Origin of the sequence: Rhodococcus sp. SORGH_AS_0303 (assembly GCF_030819335.1) — a bacterium.
Classification (GTDB): domain Bacteria; phylum Actinomycetota; class Actinomycetes; order Mycobacteriales; family Mycobacteriaceae; genus Rhodococcoides.
Window position 1 is genome coordinate 2,809,940 of the sequence record NZ_JAUTBO010000001.1, and the last position, 24,749, is coordinate 2,834,688.

18 protein-coding genes and 1 tRNA gene are annotated in these 24,749 nt (G+C 69.4%); 9 read left to right on the plus strand and 10 right to left on the minus strand.

The features are described from left to right. Window positions 1–20 precede the first annotated feature (20 nt). Both QE449_RS13220 and QE449_RS13225 read left to right on the plus strand, forming a co-directional pair. A complete protein-coding gene (locus QE449_RS13220; RefSeq protein WP_056447862.1) occupies window positions 21–1,241 on the plus strand; it encodes an acyl-CoA dehydrogenase family protein in 1,221 nt (406 codons plus the stop codon). Window positions 1,242–1,343: 102 nt separating this feature from the next. Further along, the gene (locus tag QE449_RS13225) at window positions 1,344–1,553 is read left to right on the plus strand and encodes a hypothetical protein (RefSeq protein WP_307108934.1); all 210 of its coding nucleotides are present in this window, start codon (window positions 1,344–1,346) and stop codon (window positions 1,551–1,553) included. A gap of 99 nt (window positions 1,554–1,652) precedes the next feature. On the opposite strand, the gene QE449_RS13230 is transcribed toward QE449_RS13225, so the two are convergent. Continuing rightward, window positions 1,653–1,729: transfer RNA gene (locus QE449_RS13230), tRNA-Met, on the minus strand. A gap of 462 nt (window positions 1,730–2,191) precedes the next feature. On the opposite strand from QE449_RS13230, the gene QE449_RS13235 reads away from it, so the two are divergent. Beyond that, on the plus strand, window positions 2,192–2,722 hold the full coding sequence (locus QE449_RS13235) for a transglycosylase family protein (RefSeq protein WP_222628530.1): 531 nt from the start codon (window positions 2,192–2,194) through the stop codon (window positions 2,720–2,722). Between the two features lie 401 nt (window positions 2,723–3,123). Here QE449_RS13235 and QE449_RS13240 read toward each other — a convergent pair whose 3' ends face one another. Continuing rightward, window positions 3,124–6,120, minus strand: coding sequence for a UPF0182 family protein (locus QE449_RS13240; RefSeq protein ID WP_307108935.1), 2,997 nt, complete (start codon window positions 6,118–6,120; stop codon window positions 3,124–3,126). A gap of 178 nt (window positions 6,121–6,298) precedes the next feature. On the opposite strand from QE449_RS13240, the gene QE449_RS13245 reads away from it, so the two are divergent. Next, on the plus strand, window positions 6,299–6,937 hold the full coding sequence (locus tag QE449_RS13245) for a PPA1309 family protein (RefSeq protein ID WP_307108936.1): 639 nt from the start codon (window positions 6,299–6,301) through the stop codon (window positions 6,935–6,937). Window positions 6,938–6,954: 17 nt separating this feature from the next. Here the strand turns inward: QE449_RS13245 and QE449_RS13250 are convergent, their stop codons facing one another. After that, a complete protein-coding gene (locus QE449_RS13250; RefSeq protein WP_307108937.1) occupies window positions 6,955–7,980 on the minus strand; it encodes a PDZ domain-containing protein in 1,026 nt (341 codons plus the stop codon). 133 nt (window positions 7,981–8,113) lie between these two features. Between QE449_RS13250 and QE449_RS13255 the strand changes: the two genes are divergently transcribed. The 3 genes from QE449_RS13255 (at window position 8,114) to QE449_RS13265 (ending at window position 11,891) form a co-directional block, all read left to right on the plus strand. Beyond that, window positions 8,114–9,493: a zinc-dependent metalloprotease gene (locus QE449_RS13255; RefSeq protein WP_027506823.1), complete on the plus strand. Its 1,380-nt coding sequence runs from the start codon at window positions 8,114–8,116 to the stop codon at window positions 9,491–9,493. A 123-nt stretch (window positions 9,494–9,616) separates the two neighbouring features. Beyond that, on the plus strand, window positions 9,617–10,498 hold the full coding sequence (locus QE449_RS13260; RefSeq protein WP_222627077.1) for a hypothetical protein: 882 nt from the start codon (window positions 9,617–9,619) through the stop codon (window positions 10,496–10,498). 82 nt (window positions 10,499–10,580) lie between these two features. Beyond that, window positions 10,581–11,891, plus strand: coding sequence for an AarF/ABC1/UbiB kinase family protein (locus QE449_RS13265; RefSeq protein ID WP_027506825.1), 1,311 nt, complete (start codon window positions 10,581–10,583; stop codon window positions 11,889–11,891). A gap of 23 nt (window positions 11,892–11,914) precedes the next feature. Here QE449_RS13265 and QE449_RS13270 read toward each other — a convergent pair whose 3' ends face one another. The 3 genes from QE449_RS13270 to QE449_RS13280 all read right to left on the minus strand — a co-directional run bounded on the left by QE449_RS13270 (window position 11,915) and on the right by QE449_RS13280 (window position 14,887). Then, window positions 11,915–12,259: a WhiB family transcriptional regulator gene (locus QE449_RS13270; RefSeq protein ID WP_373428296.1), complete on the minus strand. Its 345-nt coding sequence runs from the start codon at window positions 12,257–12,259 to the stop codon at window positions 11,915–11,917. Window positions 12,260–12,410: 151 nt separating this feature from the next. Continuing rightward, complete coding sequence (locus QE449_RS13275) at window positions 12,411–12,668, minus strand: hypothetical protein (RefSeq protein WP_307108938.1); 258 nt, start codon at window positions 12,666–12,668, stop codon at window positions 12,411–12,413. Window positions 12,669–12,757: 89 nt separating this feature from the next. Continuing rightward, on the minus strand, window positions 12,758–14,887 hold the full coding sequence (locus QE449_RS13280; RefSeq protein ID WP_056695803.1) for an ATP-dependent DNA helicase UvrD2: 2,130 nt from the start codon (window positions 14,885–14,887) through the stop codon (window positions 12,758–12,760). Between the two features lie 136 nt (window positions 14,888–15,023). Here QE449_RS13280 and QE449_RS13285 point away from each other — a divergent pair, with 136 nt between their 5' ends. Then, complete coding sequence (locus tag QE449_RS13285) at window positions 15,024–15,251, plus strand: mycoredoxin (protein ID WP_037186837.1); 228 nt, start codon at window positions 15,024–15,026, stop codon at window positions 15,249–15,251. Window positions 15,252–15,271: 20 nt separating this feature from the next. Here the strand turns inward: QE449_RS13285 and nudC are convergent, their stop codons facing one another. Together nudC and QE449_RS13295 are read right to left on the minus strand one after the other, a co-directional pair. Further along, entirely contained in the window at window positions 15,272–16,147 is an 876-nt protein-coding gene (nudC, locus tag QE449_RS13290) for an NAD(+) diphosphatase (protein WP_307109724.1), read from the minus strand. Between the two features lie 87 nt (window positions 16,148–16,234). Next, on the minus strand, window positions 16,235–17,305 hold the full coding sequence (locus QE449_RS13295; protein WP_027506830.1) for a TrkA family potassium uptake protein: 1,071 nt from the start codon (window positions 17,303–17,305) through the stop codon (window positions 16,235–16,237). Window positions 17,306–17,464: 159 nt separating this feature from the next. Here QE449_RS13295 and QE449_RS13300 point away from each other — a divergent pair, with 159 nt between their 5' ends. Further along, on the plus strand, window positions 17,465–17,896 hold the full coding sequence (locus tag QE449_RS13300; protein WP_051613612.1) for a hypothetical protein: 432 nt from the start codon (window positions 17,465–17,467) through the stop codon (window positions 17,894–17,896). Here QE449_RS13300 and QE449_RS13305 read toward each other — a convergent pair whose 3' ends face one another. After that, complete coding sequence (locus QE449_RS13305) at window positions 17,897–21,253, minus strand: ATP-dependent DNA helicase (protein WP_307108939.1); 3,357 nt, start codon at window positions 21,251–21,253, stop codon at window positions 17,897–17,899. Continuing rightward, on the minus strand, window positions 21,250–24,639 hold the full coding sequence (locus QE449_RS13310) for an ATP-dependent DNA helicase (protein WP_307108940.1): 3,390 nt from the start codon (window positions 24,637–24,639) through the stop codon (window positions 21,250–21,252). Before QE449_RS13310 ends, QE449_RS13305 begins: the two co-directional genes overlap by 4 nt. Between the last annotated feature and the right edge of the window lie 110 nt (window positions 24,640–24,749).

Below are 24,749 nucleotides of genomic sequence, written 5' to 3' on the forward strand. Positions count from 1 at the left end.
ACCTTTCGATTGGAACTCTCATGATCAATCTCGAACTTCCTCGCAAGCTCAGGGCGTCGGCCAACCAGGCTCACCAGGTCGCGGCCGAGATCATGCGCCCCGTGTCGCGCAAGTACGACCTGGCGGAGCACGCCTACCCGGTCGAGCTCGACACCATGGCCGCCATGATCGAGGGCATGAGCGACGCCGGCGGTGAGATCGGCGGCGCCAAGGGCGGCCGTGAGGCCAAGGGCGACGCTCCGAAGCCGAGCAAGACCGCGAATGCCAACGGCGGCAACATGTCCGCTCTGGTCAACGTCATCGAGACCTGCTGGGGCGACGTGGGTCTGACCCTGTCCATCCCCTACCAGGGCCTCGGCAACTCCGCCATCGCCGCCGTCGCCACCGACGAGCAGCTCGAGCGCTTCGGCAAGGTGTGGGCCTCGATGGCCATCACCGAGCCCTCGTTCGGTTCCGACTCGGCCGCCGTGAGCACCACCGCGGTACTCGACGGTGACGAGTGGGTCCTGAACGGCGAGAAGATCTACGTCACGGCCGGCGAGCGCTCCACGCACATCGTCGTGTGGGCCACCGTCGACAAGACCAAGGGCCGCGCCGCGATCAAGTCCTTCGTCGTCCCGCGGGACGCGCCGGGCCTGTCCGTCGCACGCCTCGAGCACAAGCTGGGAATCAAGGCGTCCGACACCGCAGCCCTGCTCCTCGACAACTGCCGCATCCCGAAGGACAACCTCCTGGGTTCCCCGGACGTCGACACGGACAAGGGCTTCGCCGGCGTCATGCAGACGTTCGACAACACCCGTCCTCTGGTCGCCGGCATGGCCATCGGAGTCGCCCGTGCAGCGCTCGAGGAGCTCCGGTCGATCCTGACCGACGCCGGAGTGGTCATCGATTACGACGCTGCCACCTACAGCCAGTCGGCCGCTGCTGCGGAGTACATCCGGCTCGAGGCCGACTGGGAGGCTGCTTACCTGCTCGCTCTCCGCGCTGCGTGGATGGCGGACAACAAGGAGCCCAACTCGCTGCAGGCGTCGATGTCCAAGGCGAAGGCAGGCCGTAGCGCCACCGACATCACGCTCAAGGCGGTGGAACTGGCCGGCACGCTCGGCTTCTCCGAGCACCTGCTGCTCGAGAAGTGGTCACGCGACTCGAAGATCCTCGACATCTTCGAGGGCACCCAGCAGATCCAGCAGCTGATCGTGGCTCGCCGCGTGCTCGGGAAGACGTCCGCCGAGCTGAAGTGACGGTCACACGACCCTGAGAAAGGCCCGGCACATGTGCCGGGCCTTTCTGCTGTTCTGGCAAGCTGGAACGGACGAAGCACGGCGAACACGAGGGAGACTGCCATGTCGGACTGGGCGAAGAAGATCGAGGACAAAGCCAAGGGCCTCGTCGCGGAGGCCGAGGTGGGCCTCACCCACCTCGAGGGTGCGGACGCCGTCGATCTGGACGGGACGGACGACTCGGGGGACCGTACGGACGCCGGCGGGGACGTCGACGAGAACGACGCGCCCAGCACGGGCATGACGTCGGCGGATCCAGACATCTCTCACTGAGCACGAGGCACCGACGTCGCTCTGATCCGATCGAGTCGACGCCGGTGCCCGCGGCAACGCGAAAGGCCCGACAGTCTGAGACTGTCGGGCCTTTCGTGGTGGTAGCGGGGACAGGATTTGAACCTGCGACCTCTGGGTTATGAGCCCAGCGAGCTACCGAGCTGCTCCACCCCGCGTCAGCATCGAGAACCTTTCGGCTCCGTCTGCGGTGCAAGCTGTACTGCGTTCTTGCTGAACAAGAAGTTACCGGACGGCGTCGGTGAATTGCAAATCGCCTGCTGAGCAACGAGATCGAGCCTCGGAGGGTGACCGCGGTCTCTTTTCACCCGTGTTCCCCCTCACATAACGATGGGGTCACGAAGAGGACACGAGACGGTTGTCATCCGTCATGACCTGCAGAGATGTCACGAACCCACCATCTCGCCCGTTTCCGACCTCACCAGAGGGCCGGGTGACGGCTCGTGATTGTTTCGTTACCGTCGCGCTCGGCCCGAAACAAGGGCCAGGCCGACCCGCCGCTGGATTCTTCTGCCCCGCGGGATCGGAGACCCGACTCGATGGGGGCAGGGATTCGAGCGAATGCAGGCGTCACTCGCCTGCGCGCTCACGTCGACCAGCGCTGAGAGGATCTACCCCGCATGACCACTGCACGTAACTTCACCACCCGCGCGCTCGGATGGGCCGCCGTCACCGGCGCCGTCGTCGCCGCACCGCTCGTCCTGAGCACCGGAACCGCCTCCGCAGCACCCGCCCACAACTGGGACGGCGTCGCACAGTGCGAGAGCGGCGGCAACTGGGGCATCAACACCGGCAACGGCTACTACGGTGGCCTGCAGTTCTCGCAGAGCACCTGGGCGGCCAACGGCGGCTCCGGCACCGCGTCCAGCGCCTCCAAGGCCGAGCAGATCCGCGTCGCCGAGAACGTTCTCGCGACCCAGGGCGTCGGCGCATGGCCCACCTGCGGCCAGTACCTCTCGTCGGGCACCACGTCGGTCGCCGAGGCGCCCGCACCGGCACCCGCTCCCGCGCCTGCTGCACCCGCCGCACCGGCACCCGTGCAGTCCGTCGTCGAGCAGGGCGCAGCACTGGCCCAGCAGTACGGCGTCGGCCAGCAGTACCAGGACTTCGTGGCCGCCAACTCCGGCGTCCTCGCGGGACTCGCTCGCTAGAGCATCCTCTCGAACGTCCGAAGCGGGCGCACCCGATCACCGGGTGCGCCCGCTTCGTCGTGTGCGGTGGGTGCGTGCTGTCGCGCCACCACGCACCGGCACTGCACGGGGTGTGCACACCCCCTCCGCGCACCGCACACCCCCAGCAGCCGACTAGAAAGGGTGTGCGGCCACCACAACAGGTGTGCGCTCGGCCGGATCGGGCGGCGCGCCCTCGCCGAGCCGCCGCGCACCGGCACTGCACGGGGAGCACATACCCCCTCCGCGCACCGCACACCCCCAACAGCCGACTGGAAAGAGTGCGCGGCGACCACAACAGGGTGCGCGCGCAGCCAAGCCGCCACACAGCGACGCCCCGCCCTCGTGAATCGAGGGCGGGGCGTCGCGTGGTGCAGAGCCGACTAACCGCCGGTGCTGTTGTACTGGTCGATCGCGCGCTGCAGGTTGTCGAACGCGGTACCGAGCTGGGCGAAGTCACCCGACTGCTGCGCGGTCCGCACTGCTGCCAGCGCACTGTTGAGGTTGTTCACCGCCGCCGTCCGGTCGACGGGCGCAGCGGGTGCGGCCGACGTGGACGGAGGCGTGGTGGCAGACCCCTCGGTGGGTGCCGGGGTGGTGCCGGTCGACGAGCCGTTGTCCGGCTGCGGCTCTGTCGCCTCACCGCCCGGCGCGGTCGCCACGCTGCCCGTACCCGAGCCGAACACCTGGTCCAGTGCCTCGGCCAGCGTCGCCGCGTACCCGACGCGGACACCCCCGCCCGCACCCGGCTCGCGATAGCTCACGAGTACGCGGGACAACTGCGGGAACGTTGAGGTGTTCGTCGTGTTGCGCTCGGTGTACAGCGGCTCGACGTACAGGATTCCGCCGTTGGCGATGGGCAGTGTCAGCAGGTTGCCGTACTGGATCCTGTTGGACTGCTGCAGCAGCGTTCGGTCCGACGCCACACGGGTGTCCGACGTCATCGAGTTCTGCGCCTGCTGCGGACCCTGAGTCTGCGTGTCGGTGGGCAACTGCAGCACCGTGAACTCGCCGTAACCCTCCGGATCGGAGCGCACGGAGATGTACGCGGACAACAGCTCTCGGTTGAAGCCCACCATCGCACTGGTCAACCTGAACGACGGCTGGCCCGTGTCCGGATCACCGATCAGGACGTAGTACGGCGGCTGGTTGAGGTTGGTGCCACCCTCGACGGTCGGGTCGCTGGGGACCGACCAGAACGCGTTGTTGGTGAAGAACTCGCCGGGATCGTTGACGTGGTACTTGGCGAGCATCTCGCGCTGGACCTTGAACAGGTCCTCGGGGTAGCGGAAGTGCTGACGCAGTTCGTCGGAGATCGCCGACTCGGGCTGGACCGCACCCGGGAACGCGCCCATCCACGCGGCGAGGACGGGATCGTTGTCATCCACCTGGTACAGGTTCACCGACCCGTCGTAGGCGTCGACGGTGGCCTTGACCGAGTTGCGGATGTAGGACACCTCGTCACGCGGAAGCAGTCGACCGGTGTTGGCGTCGATGCTGTCCTGCACCAGTCCCTCGAGCGAACTGCGCTGCGCGTAGGGGTACTGGTCCAGCGTGGTGTACGCGTCGACGATCCAGACGATCTTTCCACCGACCACGGCCGGGTAGGAGTTGCCGTCCGCGGTCAGCCACGGTGCGACCTTCTGCACGCGCTCACGAGGATCGCGGTTGAAGATGATCTTCGAGTCGTCGCCGATGGCGCCCGAGAAGAGGATGTTGCGTTCGGTGTACTTCGCCGCGAACGCCAACCGGTTGAACCAGTTGCCGATGCCGACGCCACCCGAACCGGTGTAGGTGTAGCGCGAGGTGTCGGTGTCGTACTCGCGGCCGTCCGAGCCTTCGCTGCCACCAACGATGGCGTAGTCGGGGTTGGACGACGCGATGACCTCGCCGTAGTAGATGCGGGGCTGCTCCACCGGAATGACCTGGTCGTCCGCGGCCTGCGACGCGAGGTCGCTGACGGTGTAGATCGGGTACCCGGAGTTGCTGTTCGACTCGGTGCTCGTCGCGTCCTGCACGGCGGCGTTCACGCGGTTGGCCGGGGCCGCCACGAAACCGTTGCCGTGCGTGTACACCGTGTGGCGGTTGATCCAGTCGGTCTGGTTACCGGTGAGGCTGTTGGGGGACAGCTCACGCGCCGCGACGATGTAGTCCTGGAGCTGCCCGTCGATCTCGTAGCGGTCGACGTCCAACGTGGACGGGAACCCGTAGAAGTTCTTGAGCTGCTGCTGCTGGGTGAAGGTGCGCGAGAGCACGTTCGGATCGAGCAGACGGGTGTTGGCGATGGTGGTCTGGTCCGCGGGGACGTCCCGAGGCGATGCGGAACCGACGCCCGTGTAGTCCTCGTAGGTCACGGTGTCGTCCGTGATGCCGTAGGCGGCTCGGGTGGCCTCGATGTTCCGTTCGATGTACGCCCGCTCCTTGTCTGCAGCGTTGGGTCGCACCGAGAACTGCTCGACGACCAACGGCCAGACGGCGCCGACGAGAATCGACGACAGGACGAGAAGCGCAGTGGCGAGTGCCGGGATCCGCAGATCGCGCAGGAAGATCGCCGCGAAGAAGGCACCCGCACAGATGACAGCGATGGCCAGCAGGATGAGCTTCGCGGGCAGGACGGCGTTGATGTCGGTGAAGCCGGGGCCCGTGAACGTGGGCTCCTTACGGCTGCTCGACAAGAGTGCGTAACGATCGAACCAGTACGCCACCGCCTTGAGGACGACGAAGGTGCCGGCGAGCACGGCCAACTGGATGCGCGCCGACTTGGTCAGCGCACCCTCGCGGCCGCTGAGGCGCAGGCCGCCGAAGATGTAGTGCGTGACCAGTGCCGCGAAGAAGGCGATGACGACGGCGACGAAGAGCCAGTTGAGGATCGACCGGTAGAACGGCAGATCGAAGGCGTAGAAGCCGACGTCCAGGTTGAACTGCGGATCCTGCACGCCGAAGGATCCACCGTGCAGGAACATCTGCACCGTGACCCAGTTGCCTTGTGCGACAAGGCCGGAGAGCAGGCCGATGACGACCGGGATGCCGATACTGAACACGCGCAGACGCGACATGACGGTGGTGCGGTAGCGAGCGATGGGATCGTTCGGTCCGGCCGTGGGTACGAAGACCGGACGCGACCGGTAGGCGACGGTGAGAGCACCGAACACCGTGCCGCCCACCAGCAGAGCGACGACGAGGAACGTGATCACGCGAGTGAGGAGCACCGTCGTGAAGACGTTGCGGAAGCCGACCTCCCCGAACCACAACCAGTCCGTGTACGTGTCCACCAACCGGGGACCGATGAGCAACAGCGCGGCCAGAACCAACGCCAGGACCAGTAACGTACGGCTCCGTCTCGACAACGACGGTAAACCGGTTGGGGGCCTCATGCCCACGTGCCACACTCCAAGATCTCGCGCGCCGTCGCCTCGTGACACCACCGTGACGACACCACATGTCCGTTTTCGACCACTGTACGGACACCCTCGAACGCGGAGTGTCCCGCCGTGGCGACGTCCACGACTCTAGCCCTCGATGCGAGGATGGAGCGGTGAGTGACAACGAGGATGCATCGTGACCGGGAGCGAGTGGTTCGATCCCGAATCCGGGGACGCCCGCGCCGAACGCGCCCTCGCCCGCTGCGTGCGCGAGGTCGTCGACTACGTGGACGCCGGCGGGTGGGACCAGGGGCCTCAGTTGTTCGCGTTGGTCCCGACCGAGGATCTGGCGGCCGCGGAGCCTAGCCTGCTCGACCAGCTCGAGGACGGCGCCGACCTGACCCCTGTCGCCCAGGAGCGGCTGCCCGCCGACGTCGCGGGCGGATCGCACGCGCTCGACGAGTTCCTCGGCACGACCACCTGGCCGGCCTCGGTCGCCGGGTGCGCACTGGTCGAGGAGATCGTCGTTCTGCCGCCCGAGGCCGAATCGGATCTCGACAGCGCCCTCGCTCCGCTCCTGGCGGATCGCGACGCGGCGGACCAGGCCGCGCGCCTCACGGCCGAGGAGCACCCCGACCGGCGCGACGGGCGGCTCATCGTCGCCGTACTTCGGGACGGTCCGTCCATCGCCCTGCTGCAGCTGCGTCCCGAGAACGAGGACGACAGCAGTTTCGACGAGGCGCCGGATCTACTGACCTACGAGAACCTGGCGCCGAACGTCGTCGCGGCGCTGCACGCCACGCTCGACGCGGATCCCGAGGACGAGGACTACTGACGTTCGCACCCGGATCGTCACGAGCAGGACGGGGCGTCTCCCCCACCGGCCAGAGCGTCGAGCGACCCGATCGCATCGTCCAGGCTCGTGACCTTCACCAGGCGTAGCCCCTCCGGCGTCCGCGGCGCCGCCTCGGCGCAGTTGTCCGCGGGAACGAGGAAGATCGTCGCGCCGGCCTCGCGTGCGGCGACCAACTTGTACGGGATGCCGCCGATGGGACCCACAGCGCCGTCGGCGTCGATCGTTCCCGTGCCGGCGACGAAGGCACCGCCGCTGAGGTCGCCGGGACTGAGCTTGTCCACCACCGCCAGCGAGAACATCAGTCCGGCGGACGGGCCGCCGACGTCGGCGAGATTGAACTCCACGGTGAACGGCACGTCCGGTGTCTCCTCCGGGGTGATGCCGAGATAGCCGCGCTCGGCGTCGTCCGGACGGGCGGCGACGGTGACGTTCTCCGTCGTCGTCGCGCCGTCCCGCGTGACGTCCACCGAGATGGTCCAGCCGGGATTCACGGCACCGACAGCCTTCTGGACGTCGGCCACAGTGGACACGGGCGCGCCGTCGATCGCGGTCACTCGGTCACCCTCCTCGAGGACGCCCGCCGCGGGGCTGTCGTCGCCGATCTGCGCGACCGTGAGCACCGTGGGCAGTCCGAGGTGATCCAGGGCTGCGAGTTCCGCACTGTCCTCGGATTCCGCGAAGTCGGCCTGGTTGGCGTTCTCGACCTCTTCTCGGCTGCGATCGGGCGGGTAGATCTCGTCGCGCGGGACCAGCCCCTGCCTGCCGCTGAGCCAGAGGCCGAGGGCGTCGAACACCGTCAACTCGTCCCGCACCGCCACGGTCGTCATGTTCAGGTGGCCGGACGGCCGATCGACGTCGGTGCCCTGGACGTCGACGACGGGCTTGCCGTCCACCTCACCGAGGGTGTCGAACGTCGGTCCGGGCCCGAGGGCCGCGAACGGAACGGTGACCGCAGATCCCAGAACTCCGAGGACGACCACCGGCAACAGAGCGACCAGGAGCGTCGCGATCCTTCGATTCACGTCACCACAGTAGAGAACGACACCGTCAGCGCTGTCGGGGAGACGCGTCGACGTCGCCCGTGGCGTCGCTGTGTTCGCGCTCGGCGCACGCGGCATCGCCGCCGAACCCGTGTTCGGCTTGTACCGTTGAACCATGACCAACACGCCTTTCGGATTCTCCAATTCCGACGACGACCCGGACAAGAACGAGGGGTCGAGCGGCGGCTCCGGCACGCCCGGAGGTGGTGCCGGCGGATTCGGTTTCGGCGCCGAGGGTTTCGATCCGGCGGCGCTCGGCCAGATGTTCACGCAGATGGGTCAGATGTTCAGCGGGATGGGTTCCGGTGCCACGTCCGGACCGGTGAACTACGACCTGGCGAAGAAGCTGGCCCTCCAGCAGATCGGGTCCACCACCCCCGTGCGGGAGGGATCGAAGTCCGCCGTCGTCGACGCGGCGCACCTGGCGGAGCAGTGGCTGAACGAGGCCACCATCCTCCCGGCCGGCGCGGTGCGCACCGAGGCGTGGACTCCGCAGGAATGGTTGGACAACACGCTCGACACGTGGAAGCGGTTGTGCGATCCCGTCGCCGAGCAGATCTCCGGCATGTGGACCTCCGCGTTGCCGCCGGAGGCGCAACAGATGGTCGGTCCGATGATCGGCATGCTCGGTCAGATGGGCGGCATGGCGTTCGGCTCCCAGCTGGGCCAGGCATTGGGCCAGCTGGCCAAGGAGGTCCTCACCTCGACCGACATCGGCCTGCCGCTCGGCCCCTCGGACACTGCGGCGCTGCTTCCCGACGCCGTCGCGGTGTTCAGCGAGGGCACCGAGCTGCCCGAGCGCGAGGTGCTGGTGTTCCTGGCCGCGCGAGAGGTCGCCCACCACCGTCTCTACTCGCACGTGCCGTGGCTGCGTCAGCGCGTTCTGGCCACCGTCGAGGAGTACGCGCGCGGCATTCGGATGGACTTCGGTGCCATCGAGGAGGCGGCCCGCGGTATCGATCCGTCCGCGCTCACCGACCCGAGCCAGCTGGAGAAGATCCTGCAGCAGGGTGCGTTCGAGCCGCAGACGACCCCGGAGCAGAAGGCGGCCCTGGAGCGCCTCGAGACACTGCTGGCCCTCGTCGAGGGGTGGGTGGACACGGTGGTGACCACCGCTCTGGGCGAGCGGCTGCCGGGAGCGTCCGCGCTGTCGGAGACGATGCGGCGCCGTCGCGCGTCCGGCGGCCCGGCCGAGCAGACCTTCGCGACGCTCATCGGCCTCGAATTGCGGCCGCGCAAGGTGCGTGAAGCAGCCGATCTGTGGCGTCGACTGACCGACGCTGCGGGTATCGACGGCCGCGACGGTGTGTGGGCCCACCCCGATCTGCTGCCCGACACCGCGGACCTCGACGACTCGTCGTCCTTCATCGATCGCATCGTGGGCGGGGACACCGGGTCCTTCGACGACCCCATCGCGCAGCTCGAGGAGTTCGAGCGCAAGCGCGCGGCCGAGAAGAAGGCCGAGGGAGACGACGAGGGCCCCGCCCCCGTCTGATTCCGCCGACCTGGGACTTCCCGGCGCCCGCGTGACTGCGTCGCAGCTCTGAGCGTCGTACGCCTGTGGACAAACGGCCCGAGACACCCCCGTCCGCAGTGTGGGGCGTGCCATCGTCTGCGGATGACGGAGACACGCCACGCGAGCTCGCCCGAGATCGCCCGCACGCGCGCCGACCGGGACGGCCTCCCGCACCTGGCCGAGTCGGTCACGCTCCTCGTGCGCCGAGACGGTCGGCTGCAGGTCGGCTGGCATCCCGAGCGCCGGGTGGTCCTCACCCCGCCGGACGGCGTGACGCCGGCCGTCATGGCCTCGGTGCTGCGTCTCCTGGACGGACGACGGTCGATACCCGACGTGTACTGGCGTGCAGCCGAACTCGGCGTGGACGCGGCAGTGCTCACCGCGGTGCAGGCCGAACTCGAACGACTGGGCGTGCTCGGACGTCGTCGTCCGCGGTCGTCCGCCGTCCGCACGGTCCTCGTTCTGGGACGCGGTCCCCTGTCGGATGCGGTGTCCATCGGGTTGTCCCCGACGGGCCGCGTCCAGCGCCGGCACGTGTCGCTCCCCCACAGACACGCGGACGTCGACTGCGTGGTCGTGGCGGACACCGTGCTCTGTGCCCCCGAGGTCTCCCGGGTGCTCATGGACGACGGCATCCCGCACCTTCCCGTGCGGCTGCGCGACGGCGTCGGCGTGGTGGGTCCGCTCGTCCTGCCCGGACACACGCCCTGCCTCGAGTGCGTCGAGCTGACGCGGTGCGACTACGACCGGGAATGGCCGCACCTCGCCGCGCAGCTACTCGGCACCGTCGGGTCCGCGAGCGGCGCCACCATCGCCGCCACCGCGGCGTTCGCGGTCGCACAGGTCACCGAGTTCCTCGACGCACACGCGGACTCGCCCGCACCGATGACCGTCGGGCACAGCCTGGAGGTGGACCTCGTCGCCGCGGCCACCCGCCGTCGACGATGGCCGCGTCACCTGTTGTGCACCTGCGCTCGTCGGTGACGGACGGTGTGACGTGTCACGGATGCGCGGCCGGGTCTCGGCCGTCGCGGCGCGTCGGCCGATCGTCAGACATGATGGAGTCATGCCCGACATCCCCCGCAGCAGTTCCGCCCGGACAGCCAAGCTGGCCAGCATCCCCCTCGGGATGGCAGGCCGCGCAGCGATGGGCTTCGGACGCAAACTCGCGGGCGGAAATCGTGCGGAGATCGACGCCGAACTCAGCGCCAAGGCCGCCCAGCAGATGTTCGCCGTCCTCGGCGAACTCAAGGGCGGAGCGATGAAGTTGGGGCAGGCTCTCAGCGTCATGGAGGCGGCCGTACCCGAGGAGATGGCAGAGCCCTACCGCGAGGCGCTGACCAAGCTGCAGGCCGAGGCGCCCCCGATGCCGATCGCGACGGTCCACCGGGTGATGGATCAACAGCTCGGCACCGGGTGGCGCTCGCGCATCTCCGACTTCGACGACACGGCCACCGCGTCGGCCTCCATCGGGCAGGTGCACAGAGCGACCTGGTCCGACGGTCGCGACGTGGCGGTCAAGATCCAGTACCCGGGTGCGGACGAGGCACTGAAGGCCGACCTCAAGACGCTGTCGCGTTTCGTCGGCATCCTCGGCACCATCGTGCCGGGTACCGACGTGAAGGCCGTCCTCGACGAGATGTCGGCGCGCACGGAGGAGGAACTCGACTACCGGATCGAAGGCGAGAACCAGCGTGCGTTCGCCGCGGTCTACGACGGGGACGAGAGATTCGCCGTGCCTCGTGTCGTGGCGAGTGCTCCCAAGGTGGTCATCACGGAGTGGATGGAAGGAACGTCACTCTCCTCCGTCATCGCCACCGGAACCGCGGAGCAGCGCAACACCGCCGGCGAGAACCTGGCCCGCTTCCACTTCGAATCGGCGGAGCGCGTCCGCCGCATCCACGGCGATCCGCACCCCGGCAACTTCAAATTGCTCGCCGACGGCAGGCTCGGCGTCATCGACTTCGGTGCGTGCCTCACTCTCCCCGACGGTCTGCCCCCGGAACTCGGTCGGATGGTGCGACTCTCGCGCGACGAGGAGTTCGACGAGCTGACGGAACTGCTGCGCGAGACGGGATTCGTGATTCCCGGCCGCGAGGTCACCGAGCAGGAGATCGCCGACTATCTCCGCCCCTTCACCGATCCGATCAAGACCGAGTCGTTCCACTTCACTCGAAAGTGGCTGCAGGGCACGGCAGGCAAGGCCGCGGACTTCAACGGTCCGCAGTTCCGTACGGCCCGGTCCCTCAATCTGCCGCCGCGGTACGCGGTGATCTTCCGCGTTCTCCTGGGATCGGTGGGCATCTGCGCCCAGCTCGACGCGAATGCTCCGTACATGGCGATTCTCACCGAGTGGATGCCCGGGTTCGCCGAGTAGCCGGGCGACACCCGCACCGACCGTCAAGCACAGACGACGGACGGTGCGGGTGTGACCGGGTACTTGCGGGGACGGCCGCGAGACCGCTTGCGCGCGATGACGACTCCCTGATCGAAGATCTCGCCGCCCCACACTCCCCACGGCTCGGCACGATCGAGCGCCGCGTCGAGGCACCCCGACCTGATGGGGCAGTGTGCGCACAGCTGCTTGGCGCGTTCGAGACGGTCGGGCGACTCGGCGAACCAGAGATCCGGATCGGCTCGGCGGCACGGCAACTGATCTGCGACGAAGTCGTCGATGGCGGCCACGGACCGGTCGGTCGTGGTGTCGTCGGTGCGGCATGTCGTCCGGGTGGTGGCGGGTGACACGTCGTTCTCCTCTTCTGCTGCGTTTCACGGTGGTGTCGAACTCGACAGATCTGGCGAGATCCGTGAACGGCGTCGAGGGGTGTCCCACGACGAAGGCCACGGTTCGCAGGTGCGAATCCGTGGCCTTCGACGAAGGAATGCTGTGCGGTGCCTATCGAGTGATGTCCCGATCGACTCCGGTGCCCACGGATGCGCGATGCGCCCAGTGCTCGCGGTGACGGCGCGGCAAGGGTGCCACTCCGAAACCGGTCGTGCTCAGTGCGATTGCTTCGGCGACTGCGCCTGCGCCGGCTTTGTCCATGCCGGTGCTGCAGACGGCAGACTTCTGCTGCAGAAGCGCTGCGGTGGTGTAGATCTCCACGGGTGACACCTCCTTCGGCGGCGAGTCGGAATCGAGCAGGTCACGCACCGGAAACCCTCACGGGGCGCGCGGTACGAAATACACAGTAAACGGCTGCCTCAGACCGCACAACCCTTTTTCGACCTGCGGAGATGCGCTCACTCGGTGGCGGAGAGACGGGCGTCGACGAGCGCCAGGACGTCGGCTCCGAACCGCTCGAGCTTCTTCGCCCCGATACCCGGGATCGCGACGAGCCCGCGATCGTCGCGTGGCCGTTGCTCCGCGATGGCGGTCAGCGTGTTGTCGCTGAAGACCACGTAGGCAGGAACCTTGAGCGCCTTCGACGTCTCCGACCGCCAGGTCCGCAGGGATTCGAGCAGAGCGATGTCGACGTCGGACGGGCAGTTCTCACACCGGCCGAGCATGGTGGCCACCGTGCCGATGACGGGCTTGCCGCACACACGGCAGACCGGCCGCTTCTTGTGGACGGTGGGTGCGGCGATGCGCGATGCGGGCGACGACTCGGGAACCAGGTCGACCAGGAACCGCGAACGCCGACGCGACTTGCGACCGCCCTCGTTACGGGCCAGCGCCCAGGACAGTTCGAGGTGCTCCCTGGCGCGCGTCACACCCACGTACAACAGGCGACGCTCCTCCTCCACCGCGGCCTCGTCGGGCGACGAGTTGTTGTCTCCCAGAGCGTGACTGATGGGCAGCGTGCCGTCGGTGAGACCGACGAGGAAGACCGCGTCCCATTCGAGTCCCTTGGCGGCGTGCAGTGACGCCAGCGTCACCCCCTCCACCACCGGAGGGTGCCGAGCCTCCGCGCGCATCGCGAACTCACGCACCAGTCCCTCGAGATCGAGATCGGGTACCTGGACGACGAGATCCTCGGTCAGCGCGACGAGAGCCCGCAACGCAGCCCACTTCTCCCGCGCCTGAGCACCGTTGGGTTCCGTCGCCGACAGTCCCAGTGGAGCCAGCACCGCCTCCACGAGCCGCGGCAGGCCGGCCCCGCTGCGTGCGTCGGACGGCAGGTCGTCCCGGGCGGCGCTCGATCGAACGGCGGCGACGGCCGACCGGACGTCCTGCCGCTGGAAGAAGCTCTCGCCGCCGCGGATCTGATACGGAATTGCCAGATCCGTCAGCGCCTTCTCGTGCGCCTCGGAATGAGCGTTGATGCGATAGAGCACAGCGATCTCGGACGGCGCCGTGCCGGTACGGATCAACCGTTGAACGGTGCGCGCGACTCCCGCTGCCTCGGACACCTCGTCGTCGTACTCCACGAAGGTGGGGTCCGGTCCCGCCGCGCGCTGTCCGATGAGCTGGAGCCGTGTCCCCGCGATGCGCCCCTTCGCCGCGCCGATGACCTTGTTGGCGAGCCCGACGACCTCCGGCGTGGACCGGTAGTCGCGCTCCAGGCGCACCACCGTCGCCTCCGGGAACCGCCGCGAGAAGTCGAGCAGGAACCGCGGTGTGGCCCCGGTGAAGGAGTAGATGGTCTGGTTGGCGTCGCCGACCACCGTCAGGTCGTCCCGATCGCCCAGCCAGGCGTCCAACACACGCTGCTGCAGTGGAGTGACGTCCTGGTACTCGTCGACGACGAAGCACCGGTACCGCTCGCGGAACTCCTGTGCGACGGACGGGCTGTTCTCGAGCGCCGCCGCCGTGTGCAGCAGCAGATCGTCGAAGTCGAGGAGCACAGCATCGGGATCGCGGTTCTTGAGTTCCTCGTAACCCTCGTAGACCGCGGCGACACGATCCGCGTCGGTCGGCGTGTCGCGGTGCAGCCGTGCGGCGGCGGCCGGATAGTCCTCGGGCGCGATCAGCGAGGCCTTGGCCCACTCGATCTCACCCGCCAGGTCGCGGACACTGTCGGTGGACGTCGAGACGCCGGCAGCGGAGGCGGCCTGCCCGACGACGCCGAACTTGCGATCCAGCAGACGCCAGTCCGTGTTTCCCACGACCTGCGGCCAGAAGTACTTGAGCTGCCGCATCGCGGCGGCATGGAACGTGCGCGCCTGCACCTGCCCGTCGGACGACTGCCCCCGGATACCGAGGACGCGGAGCCGTTCGCGCATCTCCCCCGCAGCCCGCGCGGTGAACGTGACGGCGAGGACCTGACTCGGCTTGACGTGCCCGTCCGCGACGAGGTGGGCGATGCGACGGGTGATCGTCCTGGTCTTGCCGGTTCCTGCACCCGCGAGCACACACACGGGGCCTCGCGGAGCGAGCACGGCGGCCGACTGTTCGGGGTCGAGACCCTCCACCGCATCCCTGTCGTTCACGTGGCCATCATGTCAGCCCGCACCGACACCGCCGGCGCGCCCACCGCCCGATCGGAACAACCGTCGATGACTCCGCGTTGAGAGTTGCGTGACCACAGCACAGCAGAAAGACACAGCCCACGTGCCCGCAGTGACGATGTACTCGACGACCTGGTGCGGCTACTGCCGACGTCTCAAGACGCAGCTCGACGAGAACGGCATCGCCTACACGGAGATCGACATCGAGAAGGATCCCGCGTCCGCCGAGTTCGTCGGGAGCGTCAACAACGGAAACCACGTCGTGCCGACTCTGAAGTACGCCGACGGTTCCACTGCGACCAACCCCAGCCTCGCGCAGGTCAAGAAGGCCATCGGCCTGAACTGAGGCGTGGGCGCTCGCGTTCGTCAGGACTCGAGCGCCGCCCACGACTCCACCATCGCGCGGGCGATGGAGATGCTTCCCGGAAGCAGGAGCGGAGCGTCCTCCGAGGCGCTCCAGTCCCCGGCGGCGAGGGCGGTGCGCACCTCGTCACGGGTGAACCATCGCGCCTCCGCGATCTCACCGTCGTTGAACGACAGCGGTTGTGAGGCGTTCGCGCGCGCCGCGAACCCGATCATCACCGAGCGCGGGAACGGCCAGGGTTGACTGCCGAGATAGGTGATGTCAAACACGTCGAGACCGACCTCCTCGCCCACCTCGCGGCTCACGCACGTCTCGAGCGACTCCCCCGCCTCCACGAAACCGGCGAGCACCGACATCCGACGCTCCGGCCACATCGGCTGGCGTGCGAGGAGGACGCGGTCCGCCCCGTCGTGCACGAGGACGATGATCGCCGGGTCGGACCGAGGCCACTCCTCGTGGCCCGTGAGGGTGCTGGTGCGGGACCACCCCGCCGACGAGAGCACGGTCGGTGATCCGTCGCGCGCACTGAACGCCGCTGACCGGTGCCAGTTCAACAACGCCACCGCCGTCACGACCAGCCCCGCCGACGACTCCGTGAGGACGTCGCCGAACGACCGCAGATCCGTCACCTCGCCGGTGAGTGCGGAGACGGAGACCGCCCAGACGTGGTGGTCGTCGACGACTCCCAGGAACACCGCGTCCTCCGGCGGCGAGTCCGCCGTGTCGACGGCCGGTACGAGCGCCACTCGACCGTCCTCGACCGGCACGCGACCCTGACTGTCCACGCGCAACAGCCGTGCGGTGGGCCACCCTGCGGCGAGTGCCGCGTAATCGCGACGCAATTCCTCGGCGCGGTCGATCGGGGAACGCGAGAGCATGGGCTCGGACAGAAGTCGGAAGGACACGTCACGACCCTACTGACCGGGTCCGACGGCGGCAGATCCGGTGCACCGCAGTGCGGCTGGTCAGTTGGAGACGCGTCGGATGTAGAGCAGTCTGTCGTCCGCCTCGATCGCATCGACCTCGGGCGAACCGACCCGCACCAGGCGACCGTCACGGACCACACCGAGCACGATGTCCGACAGGTGGCGGGGCGATCCGCCGACCTCGTCGCGTTCGACCTCGCGCTCGGCGATCGCGAAGCCCGCCTCGGGGGTCAGCAGATCCTCCATCATCTCCACGACGCTCGGCGTGGTCGTCGCGATACCCAGCAGTCGCCCGGCGGTCTCCGAGGAGACCACCACGGAATCGGCGCCCGACTGGCGCAGGAGATGCACGTTCTCCGCCTCGCGCACCGCGGCCACGATCTTCGCCTTGGGCGCGATCTCCCGCGCCGTGAGCGTCACCAGCACGGCGGTGTCGTCCCGGTTGGTCGCGACGATGATCGACGCGGCGTACTGAGCACCGGTCAGGCGCAGGACGTCCGACCGGGTGGCCGAGCCCTGCACGGTCACCAGGCCCAGGTTGCTCGCCGCGTCCAGGGACGACTGATCGGTGTCGACGACCACGATGTCCGAGGCCGACACCCCGTCTCCGAGCATCGCGGCGATCGCGGTGCGACCCTTCGTGCCGTACCCGACGACCACGGTGTGATTGCGCACGTTGCGCCTCCATCGCTGAATCTTGAACGCCTGGCGCGAACGTTCGGTGAGCACTGACAGGGTGGTGCCGACGAGCAGGATCAGGAAGAAGACGCGCAGCGGCGTGATGACCAGGATGTTCACCAGGCGCGCGGACGGGGTGATGGGCGCGATGTCGCCGTAGCCGGTGGTCGACAGCGACACGGTCGTGTAATAGAAAGCGTCGAGGAAGGACAGCTGATTGTCCTGGTTGTCGGCGTACCCGTCCCGGTCCACGTAGACGACCATGGCGGCCACGAAGAGCGTGGCGAGCGCGATGATGATGCGCTGGTAGATCGCCCGCCAGGGGCTCTGCTCGAACTCCGGGATCCGCAGGACACCCACCAGTGCGAAGTCGGGGCGATCCGTGAGTCCGGTGTCGGTGTTCAGCAGCCGATTCCGCAACCGTCCTGCCATGAATGTGGTCCTCGTCCGTCGCTCGTGGTCGTCGATCCGCCTCGTCGGCTGCCGTGACTGTATCGGAGCATCGAGCCGCCGACCCCCATCAGTCGCTGCAGAACTCCGGTGCTCCACCGTCCTGTTGGCAACGAGCAGACGATGGTGCAGGCTGCGACCATGACGCTCCGCACCCTGCCGCTGCTCGATTCCGTTCGACTCCCGTCGCGCCGACGGGCGGCGGACAGGGCGGCGCAGCGACTCGCGGTCCTCCTCGGCGGAGCCGGTGTCCTGCACTTCGTCACACCGGCGCCGTTCGATTCCCAGGTGCCGCACGTGCTCCCCGGATCACCGCGGACGTACACGTACGTGTCGGGAGTGGCGGAGCTCGGACTGGCGGCCGGACTGATCGTTCCCCGCACTCGTCGCCTGACCGGCGCCGCGGCCGCCGCCTTCTTCGTGGCCGTGTTCCCGGCCAACCTGCAGATGGCCGCGTCGTGGTTGCAGAGCGAGAAGACCTCGACCGCGATGAAGGTGGGGGTCGTGGCTCGACTGCCGCTGCAGATCCCGCTGATCACGCAGTCCTGGAAGGTGTACCGCGACGCGCGCTGATCACGTCGCCGGGTCCGCGCCCGCCGTGGAGATGATCTCCGCCAACCGTTCCGCGTCCGGGAGATCCGTCGGAGAGACGGTGATTCCCGATCGCACGTAGTGGAAGGCCGCCCGCACCGTGGTGAGGGGCACCGGCTCGGAGCGGGTCGCCGACATCAGCTCCGCCCAGGCGAGCCGGTAGGCGGCGAGCTGGATCGCCACAGCACGTTCCTCGGCCGGTGTCGGCTGCGCGCCGGTCTTCCAGTCCACCACCGTCCAGCCACCGTCGGAGTCCGCGAACACGGCGTCCATCCGTCCCCGCAACACGACTCCACCGACCGACGTCTCGAACGGGACCTCCACCTCGACGGGACTGCGCAACGCCCACGGTGACGCGTCGAACGCACGCTGCAGCTCCTCGAGGTCCGTGTCGGCGGCCGAGGCGCCGTCCGCCGCGCCGGGCAGCTCGTCCAGGTCGAGCAGGCGGGTCGCCCCGAAGCGTCGTTCGACCCAGGCGTGGAACGCGGTGCCGCGACGCGCCAAGGGGTTGGGCGCGAACGGGACCGGTCGCCGCAGCGTCGATGCCAGGGCGTCCGGATCCGCGACGAGGTGGACCACCTGGCTCACCGACATGGTGTCGGGCACGACGACGTCGGTTTCCGGCCGCGACACCGCATCACGTTCGGCGAGAAGCAGTTCGACGTCACGCGCCCACCCGTCGGGATCGTCGTCGTCCGGATTCTCGGACGACGATTCCTCGACCGATGCCGACTCGACGAGTGCGGCGCGCACGGCTGCAGACCCCATGATCACGTCCTCACGGCGGGCACCCAGCGGATCGGCCGGCCAGAGTGCCGTCAGTTCGACTGTCGCGTAGGGGTTGTCGGCTCCGTCCGGCGGAGTGGGTTCCCAGTGCTGCACGGTCCCGATCTCCGCGCCGCCGATCGCCGAGGTGGTCTCGACGAGGCCGTGCAGTTCGGCGAGGAACGACGAGGGACCCTTCGGCGACGAGGCGCCGGGAGCCCAGTGGTGCGCCGAGACCAGCAACACCCGCTCGGTGCGCGTGAGGGCGACGTAGAACAACCGTCGGTCCTCGTCGAGTCGGCGACGTGCGAGCGCAGCCTTGTGTTCGGCGACGGCGTCGGCGATGTCGCCGCGGTGAGTCGCGCCCTCGAGATCGAGAACGGGGACGCCCCCGGCGTCGTCACCCGGAATCGCCCTGTCACCGCGCAGGGACGGCGGTAGCTCGGCCACCGAGCCCAACCAGGACGCGGACGACCTGGTGGACGGGAACACGCTCTCGCAGACGTGCGGTACCGCCACGACCTCCCACTCCAGACCCTTCGCGGAGTGCACGGTGAGCACCTGCACCCGGTGCGGGTCGACGTCGACCTCGCCGGGCGCGAGGCCGTCCTCCACGGACTCGGCGGCGGACAGGAAGGACAGCAGTCCGGTGAGAGTCGCCGTTTGCTGATCGCCGTACTCGGCGACCACCTCGGCGAAGGCGTCGAGATGCTCGCGCCCGCCCGCGTCCCCCGACGGACGACGCGCCCCCGCCTCCACGTCGATCCCGAGCACTCGCTCGACGTCGGCGACCAGATCGGGAAGTGGCTGACCGAGCCGGTGGCGCAGTGACTGCAGTTCCCCGCCGAGGGCGAGGATGCGCCGATGTCCCGCCTCGGAGTAGCGCGACGGGTCGCCCGGATCCGCCAGGGCGTCCACCAGCCCGGACTGTTCCGATCGCTCCCCGGGCATGCCGTCCTCGAGCGCGCGCCCCAACTCCTCGGCGTCGGTGACCGTGCCCGTCCGCCCGCGGCCGGTGTGCGCCGCGATCTCCCGCGCTCGCCTCCACAGGGCACGCAGATCGGCGGCACCCAGTTGCCAGCGCGAGCCGGTGAGAACGCGCATGGCGGCGCTGCCGGCCAGCGGGTCGCTCACCAGCCGCAGCATCGCCACGAGGTCGGCGACCTCGGGCGTCCGGAGCAGCCCACCGAGTCCGACGACCTCGACCGGCAGGCCTGCGCCGCGCAGAACCTCGGCCATCGGCCCCGCATCGGCGTTGCGCCGCACCAGGACCGCCGCGGTGGGCGGAGTGCGCCCGTCCTCCCGCGCCGTGCGGTACTCCCGCGCGATCGCCTCGGCGATCCACCGGCGCTCGTCGTCCACCGTGGTGGTCAGCGCGAGCCGGACATCGCCGGGCACCGCACCGGGACGCGCGCGCAACTCGTCCACCGCGACACCGCGCATGCGCAACGGGGCAGCCACCGCATTGGCCAGCACGAGCGCCTCGGGCGGGTTGCGCCAGCTGGTCGACAACTGACGCACCGGGGCCGGGTAGCGCGCCGAGCGTGGGAAGTCGGTACCGAACCGGGGCAGGTTGGCGGCGGACGCACCGCGCCAGCCGTAGATCGACTGCATCGGGTCGCCGACGGCCGTCACCGTCAGAGTGGAGTCACGGCCACCCCCGAACAGCGAGGACAGCAGGACGCGCTGCGCGTGACCGGTGTCCTGGTACTCGTCCAGCAGCACCAGCCGGCACCGCGTGCGCTCGTCGCGGCCCACGTCCGGGTGGTCCGCCGCGACACGGGCGGCCAGGGACATCTGCCGCCCGAAGTCGAGCAGTCCGTCACGGGTCATGACCTCGTGGAGCCGCGCCACCAGGGGCAGCAGATCGAGCCGGTGTTCCTGCACCTGCAGTATGCCCAGCAGGTCCTTGGTGGGACCGCCGCTCTTCTGCTTCGGGCCCGGTGGCAGATGGTGGATCAGCTTCTCGAGCTCTGTGTGGGCCTCTCCCAGGTCGCCCGGTTCGACCAGGTGCTCGGCGAGCTGACCGGACAGGGCGAGCACGGATTCCGTGATCGACGCCGGTGCCCGGTCCAGTGGGACGTCGCCGTCCCATGCGGCCACCACGCGGTGGGCCAGCTGCCACAGCTCGGTCTCCGACACGAGGGTCGTGGACGGTTCGAGCGGCAGCACCATGCCGTGGCGTTGGAGTAGTCGGCCCGCGTACGAGTGGTACGTGCTCACCTCGGGCTCGCCCGACAGGACGGTGCGCCGCAGCTCACCGGACGCATCGAGACGCCGCAGCAGGTCGGACCCGGCCAATCGGGCCAGCCGTTGGCGAATGCGCGTGGTGAGCTGCTGGGCGGCCTTGCGCGTGAAGGTCAGGCCCAGCACCTCCTCCGGCCGGACCAGACCGTTGGCCACCATCCAGACCACTCGCGCCGCCATGGTCTCCGTCTTGCCGGCGCCGGCGCCGGCGACGACCAGCAACGGACCGCGCGGAGCCGCGATGATCTCCGACTGCTCGTCGGTGGGCGGGAACTGGCCGAGAGCGACGGCGACCTCGGCGGGGCTCACTCGGGCCACGTCTCTCATCCTTCGGTCACCTGCCTGCCTCTGTCCTGTGCCGGGCAGGACGACGCTATCGGGCAGTGCCGACAGCCGTCGTTGACGCGAGCCTCGAACACCGGGCCCCGCGTGGCACGCGCCGCGTCGACGACGACGGTGCGCCACTGCTCGAGGGTTTCCCCCGTGAGTGCTGCCTGCGCTCGTTCGGTGGCACCGGTCCTGGTGTGCGGCTTGGCGACGTAGACCAACCGCCCGCCGCCGGGACTGCCGGCCGGTTCGCCCTCGACCGCACCGGCGGCGAGTGCCACCTGATACGTCGCGAGCTGCGCGTGCTCGGCCGTCGCCGCGGCCGTCGCCGCGTTCTTACCGGTCTTGACGTCGACGACCACGGGTCGTCCGTCGGGGTCACGTTCGAGCCGATCGATCCGTCCGCGCAGCGCGACGGCGGGCTCGTCCGGCGTGCGCGGTTCCAACACCCCGTCCACCGGCACCTCGACACCGGCCTCCGTCAGCTCGCCGCGTGAGCGTGACATCCACTCCTGGAACGTCTCGATCATGGTGGCGGTACGTGCGAGCTCCTTGCGCGAGAACCACGCAGACCCGAGATCGACTGCCACCCAAGCTTTCTCCAGCTCTCTGCGCACCTCGTCCGGCGGCACCCGACCGGCCACTGCCTGCACCAGCGTGTGCACCAGCGTTCCGGTGACCGCGTGCACGGTGTCGCCGTCGGTGCCCCCGTTGCGTTCGAGAGCCCACCGCAGCGGGCACGCGGTGAGCACCTCGACCGTGGACGGCGACAACGACACCGGCCCGTCCGCCGGATCCCACAGCGGCATCTCGGTACTGGTTCCGGACAGCCCGTACCACTCGTCCGGGTGGGCGCCGCGCACCCCTTCCCTCGCCAGTCGCGCCAGGTGCCGTGCGGCGCGCGCATGGCGGTCGGGGTCGTTCTCCGCGACACGACGGTCGCACACGACCGCACGCAGCTCGGCGACCAGAGCGGGCAACGCGAGCACCCGGCCGAGAGGCGCGGTGGGGCCGGCGCCGGAGTCGCTCTCCTCGACGTCCGAGTACCGCACGGCATCGGACGCGAGCAGGTCGTCCACGAACCTCGACCGCACGGTGTCCGCGCCACCGGTCACCGAGTCGACGGCGGTGACGAGCAGGCTCGACCGTGCGCGGCTGCACGCCACCAGGAACAGGCGACGTTCCTCCGCGAGCAACGGTGCGGTCCGCGAGACCCGATCGTCCAACTCGCGATCGCCGTCGGAGACACCCGCGGCGAGATCCACCAGGGCCTCGACCCCGAGCAGCGATCCGCGCGGGCGCAGCGCGGGCCACAGTCCCTCCTGTACGCCCGCCACCGCGACGACGTCCCACTCGCGCCCGACCGCGGCATGGGCACTCAGAATCCGCACCGCGTCGGGAACGATCGCGGGACGCCGCCCGTCGCCCACGGGAACCTCCTGGTCGGTGACGTACTCGACGAACCCCTCCAGGGTGCCGCGCGGGAGTGCGTCGACGTACGCGGCCGCGGCGTCGAACAGCGCGACGACGCTGTCCAGATCCCGATCTGCCTGCACGCCGAGAGGCCCACCCCGGGCGGACGACGCCACCCACCGGCGTTCGAGCCTGGTGGCACGCCACCCGGCCCAGAGTGCGTCCTCGACGCGACGACCGGCCGGGCCCACCGCCTTCGCGATGGCCGTGACCACGGCACGGACGCGGGTGAGCGGTGCCTTCTCGACGTCGGACAGACGTGCGACGAGCGGGTCGACCGAGGAGCCGATCATCGCGGCGCGCAGCAGCACGGACGAGTCCCGCTCGCCGCCCTCGGCCACATCGCCCCGCCGTAGCCCGCGACGCAGTCTGCGGACGGCGAGCGGATCCGCCCCTCCGATGGGACCTTCGAGCAATGCCAACGCAGCGTCGTCGGAGAACACCGCCGCCGACCGCTCGGGCGCGCACCGGGCAGCGGCGACCGCACGCATCGCGAGCAGCAGGGCAGCCGCACCACGGTGCCGATGCAGGGGCACGGCCGTGGCGGACGACACCACCGGCACCCCCGCGGCGTGCAGCGCGCGACGCAGGGACGGCAGCGACCGCGGAACGGAGCGGACGACGACGGCCATCTCCGACCAGGGCACGCCGTCGGCGAGATGCGCGCGGCGGAACGTGTCGGCGATGGCGGTGGCCTCCTTCGCCGTCGAGGACGCGACGACCACCCGCACCGGCGGAACCGCGCGGGTCTCCTCCTCGGCCGACGGGTGTTCGTCCTCCGCCCTGTCGTCGCGGAACTGCGTGCCGACACGGTGTGCGACCCGACCGGACAGGTGCGCGGTGATCGCCCGCTGCACCGAGCCGACACCGGAGTCCGAACGGTGGTTGCGGGACAACACGACACGACGACCACCGTGCCCGTCGTCCAGATCGGTGAGGAAGTGCGCGTCCGCGCCGCGGAAGGAGAAGACCGCCTGATCGGGATCGCCGGCGACGACGGTGGACGACGCACCGGCGGAGAGCAGCCGCACCAGCTGGGCCGCCTGCGGATCGAGGTGCTGGGCATCGTCCACCAGCACGTGGCGGATGCGGCGACGTTCGGAGACGAGCAGGTCCGGATCCGTCGCGAACGCCGTGAGCGCTGCACCCACGAGCTCGGCCGCGTCCAGCCCGGGCGACGTGGCCTCCGGAGTCTCGACGCCGACCGATCCTCGAAGCAACATCGCCTGTTCGTACTGTGCGGCGAACTTGCCCGCAGCTACCCACTCGGGCCGAGAGTGCTTCCGCCCCCACGCGATCAGGTCCTCCGGACCGAGCCCGCGTTCCGCGGCGCGCAGGACGAGATCACGGAGCTCGGACGCGAAGCCCACCAGTCCGAGCGCCGGGCGCACGCGCTCCGGCCACCGGGCGGCGCCGTCCGCGATCTCACCGCGGAGCATCTCGCGGATCACGGAGTCCTGCTCCGCGTTGGTGAGGAGACGCGGCGGCGGATTGCCGTAGGCGGACGCCTGCAACCGCAGCACGGCGAAGGCGTACGAGTGCACCGTGCGTACGAGTGGCTCGCGTGTCGCGCGGGGCTCGGAGGACACGCCCAACAGCCCGGCGGTGATCTGCTCGCGCATGTCGACGGCCGCCTGACGCGAGTGCGTGAGCACCAGGACCGACTCCGGATCGCTTCCCGGCGCCGTCATCCGCGCCACCGCCACATCGGCCACGAGCGCGGTCTTCCCGGTGCCCGGACCGCCCAGAACCTGCCACGGCCGGGAGTCGCCGGGCTCACTCGGCGCGACCAGCGGCGCACACTCCTGCGGCCACGTGCGCACCTGCGCGACACGGTGCGTCCGGCGCACCAGCCGGATACCGCCACGGGTGACAGCCGCGTCTCCGGTGGTGCCCGCGCCGTCGTCGTTCATGAGGCGCATTGCATCATGGGAGTCCGACACACCCCCAGTTCCCACACAGCCCCCTCTCCGAGACCGACTCGGTTCCGCCACCGCGTCGACACTCGACCGCTCAGGAGACC

Coding starts and splice junctions, on each gene's coding strand:
- QE449_RS13220 (WP_056447862.1), top strand. CDS start 21: ATGATCAATCTCGAACTTCCTCGCAAGCTCAGGGCGTCGGCCAACCAG.
- QE449_RS13225 (WP_307108934.1), top strand. CDS start 1,344: ATGTCGGACTGGGCGAAGAAGATCGAGGACAAAGCCAAGGGCCTCGTC.
- QE449_RS13235 (WP_222628530.1), top strand. CDS start 2,192: ATGACCACTGCACGTAACTTCACCACCCGCGCGCTCGGATGGGCCGCC.
- QE449_RS13255 (WP_027506823.1), top strand. CDS start 8,114: ATGACCAACACGCCTTTCGGATTCTCCAATTCCGACGACGACCCGGAC.
- QE449_RS13260 (WP_222627077.1), top strand. CDS start 9,617: ATGACGGAGACACGCCACGCGAGCTCGCCCGAGATCGCCCGCACGCGC.
- QE449_RS13265 (WP_027506825.1), top strand. CDS start 10,581: ATGCCCGACATCCCCCGCAGCAGTTCCGCCCGGACAGCCAAGCTGGCC.
- QE449_RS13285 (WP_037186837.1), top strand. CDS start 15,024: ATGTACTCGACGACCTGGTGCGGCTACTGCCGACGTCTCAAGACGCAG.
- nudC (WP_307109724.1), bottom strand. CDS start 16,147: ATGCTCTCGCGTTCCCCGATCGACCGCGCCGAGGAATTGCGTCGCGAT.
- QE449_RS13295 (WP_027506830.1), bottom strand. CDS start 17,305: ATGGCAGGACGGTTGCGGAATCGGCTGCTGAACACCGACACCGGACTC.
- QE449_RS13300 (WP_051613612.1), top strand. CDS start 17,465: ATGACGCTCCGCACCCTGCCGCTGCTCGATTCCGTTCGACTCCCGTCG.
- QE449_RS13305 (WP_307108939.1), bottom strand. CDS start 21,253: ATGAGAGACGTGGCCCGAGTGAGCCCCGCCGAGGTCGCCGTCGCTCTC.
- QE449_RS13310 (WP_307108940.1), bottom strand. CDS start 24,639: ATGAACGACGACGGCGCGGGCACCACCGGAGACGCGGCTGTCACCCGT.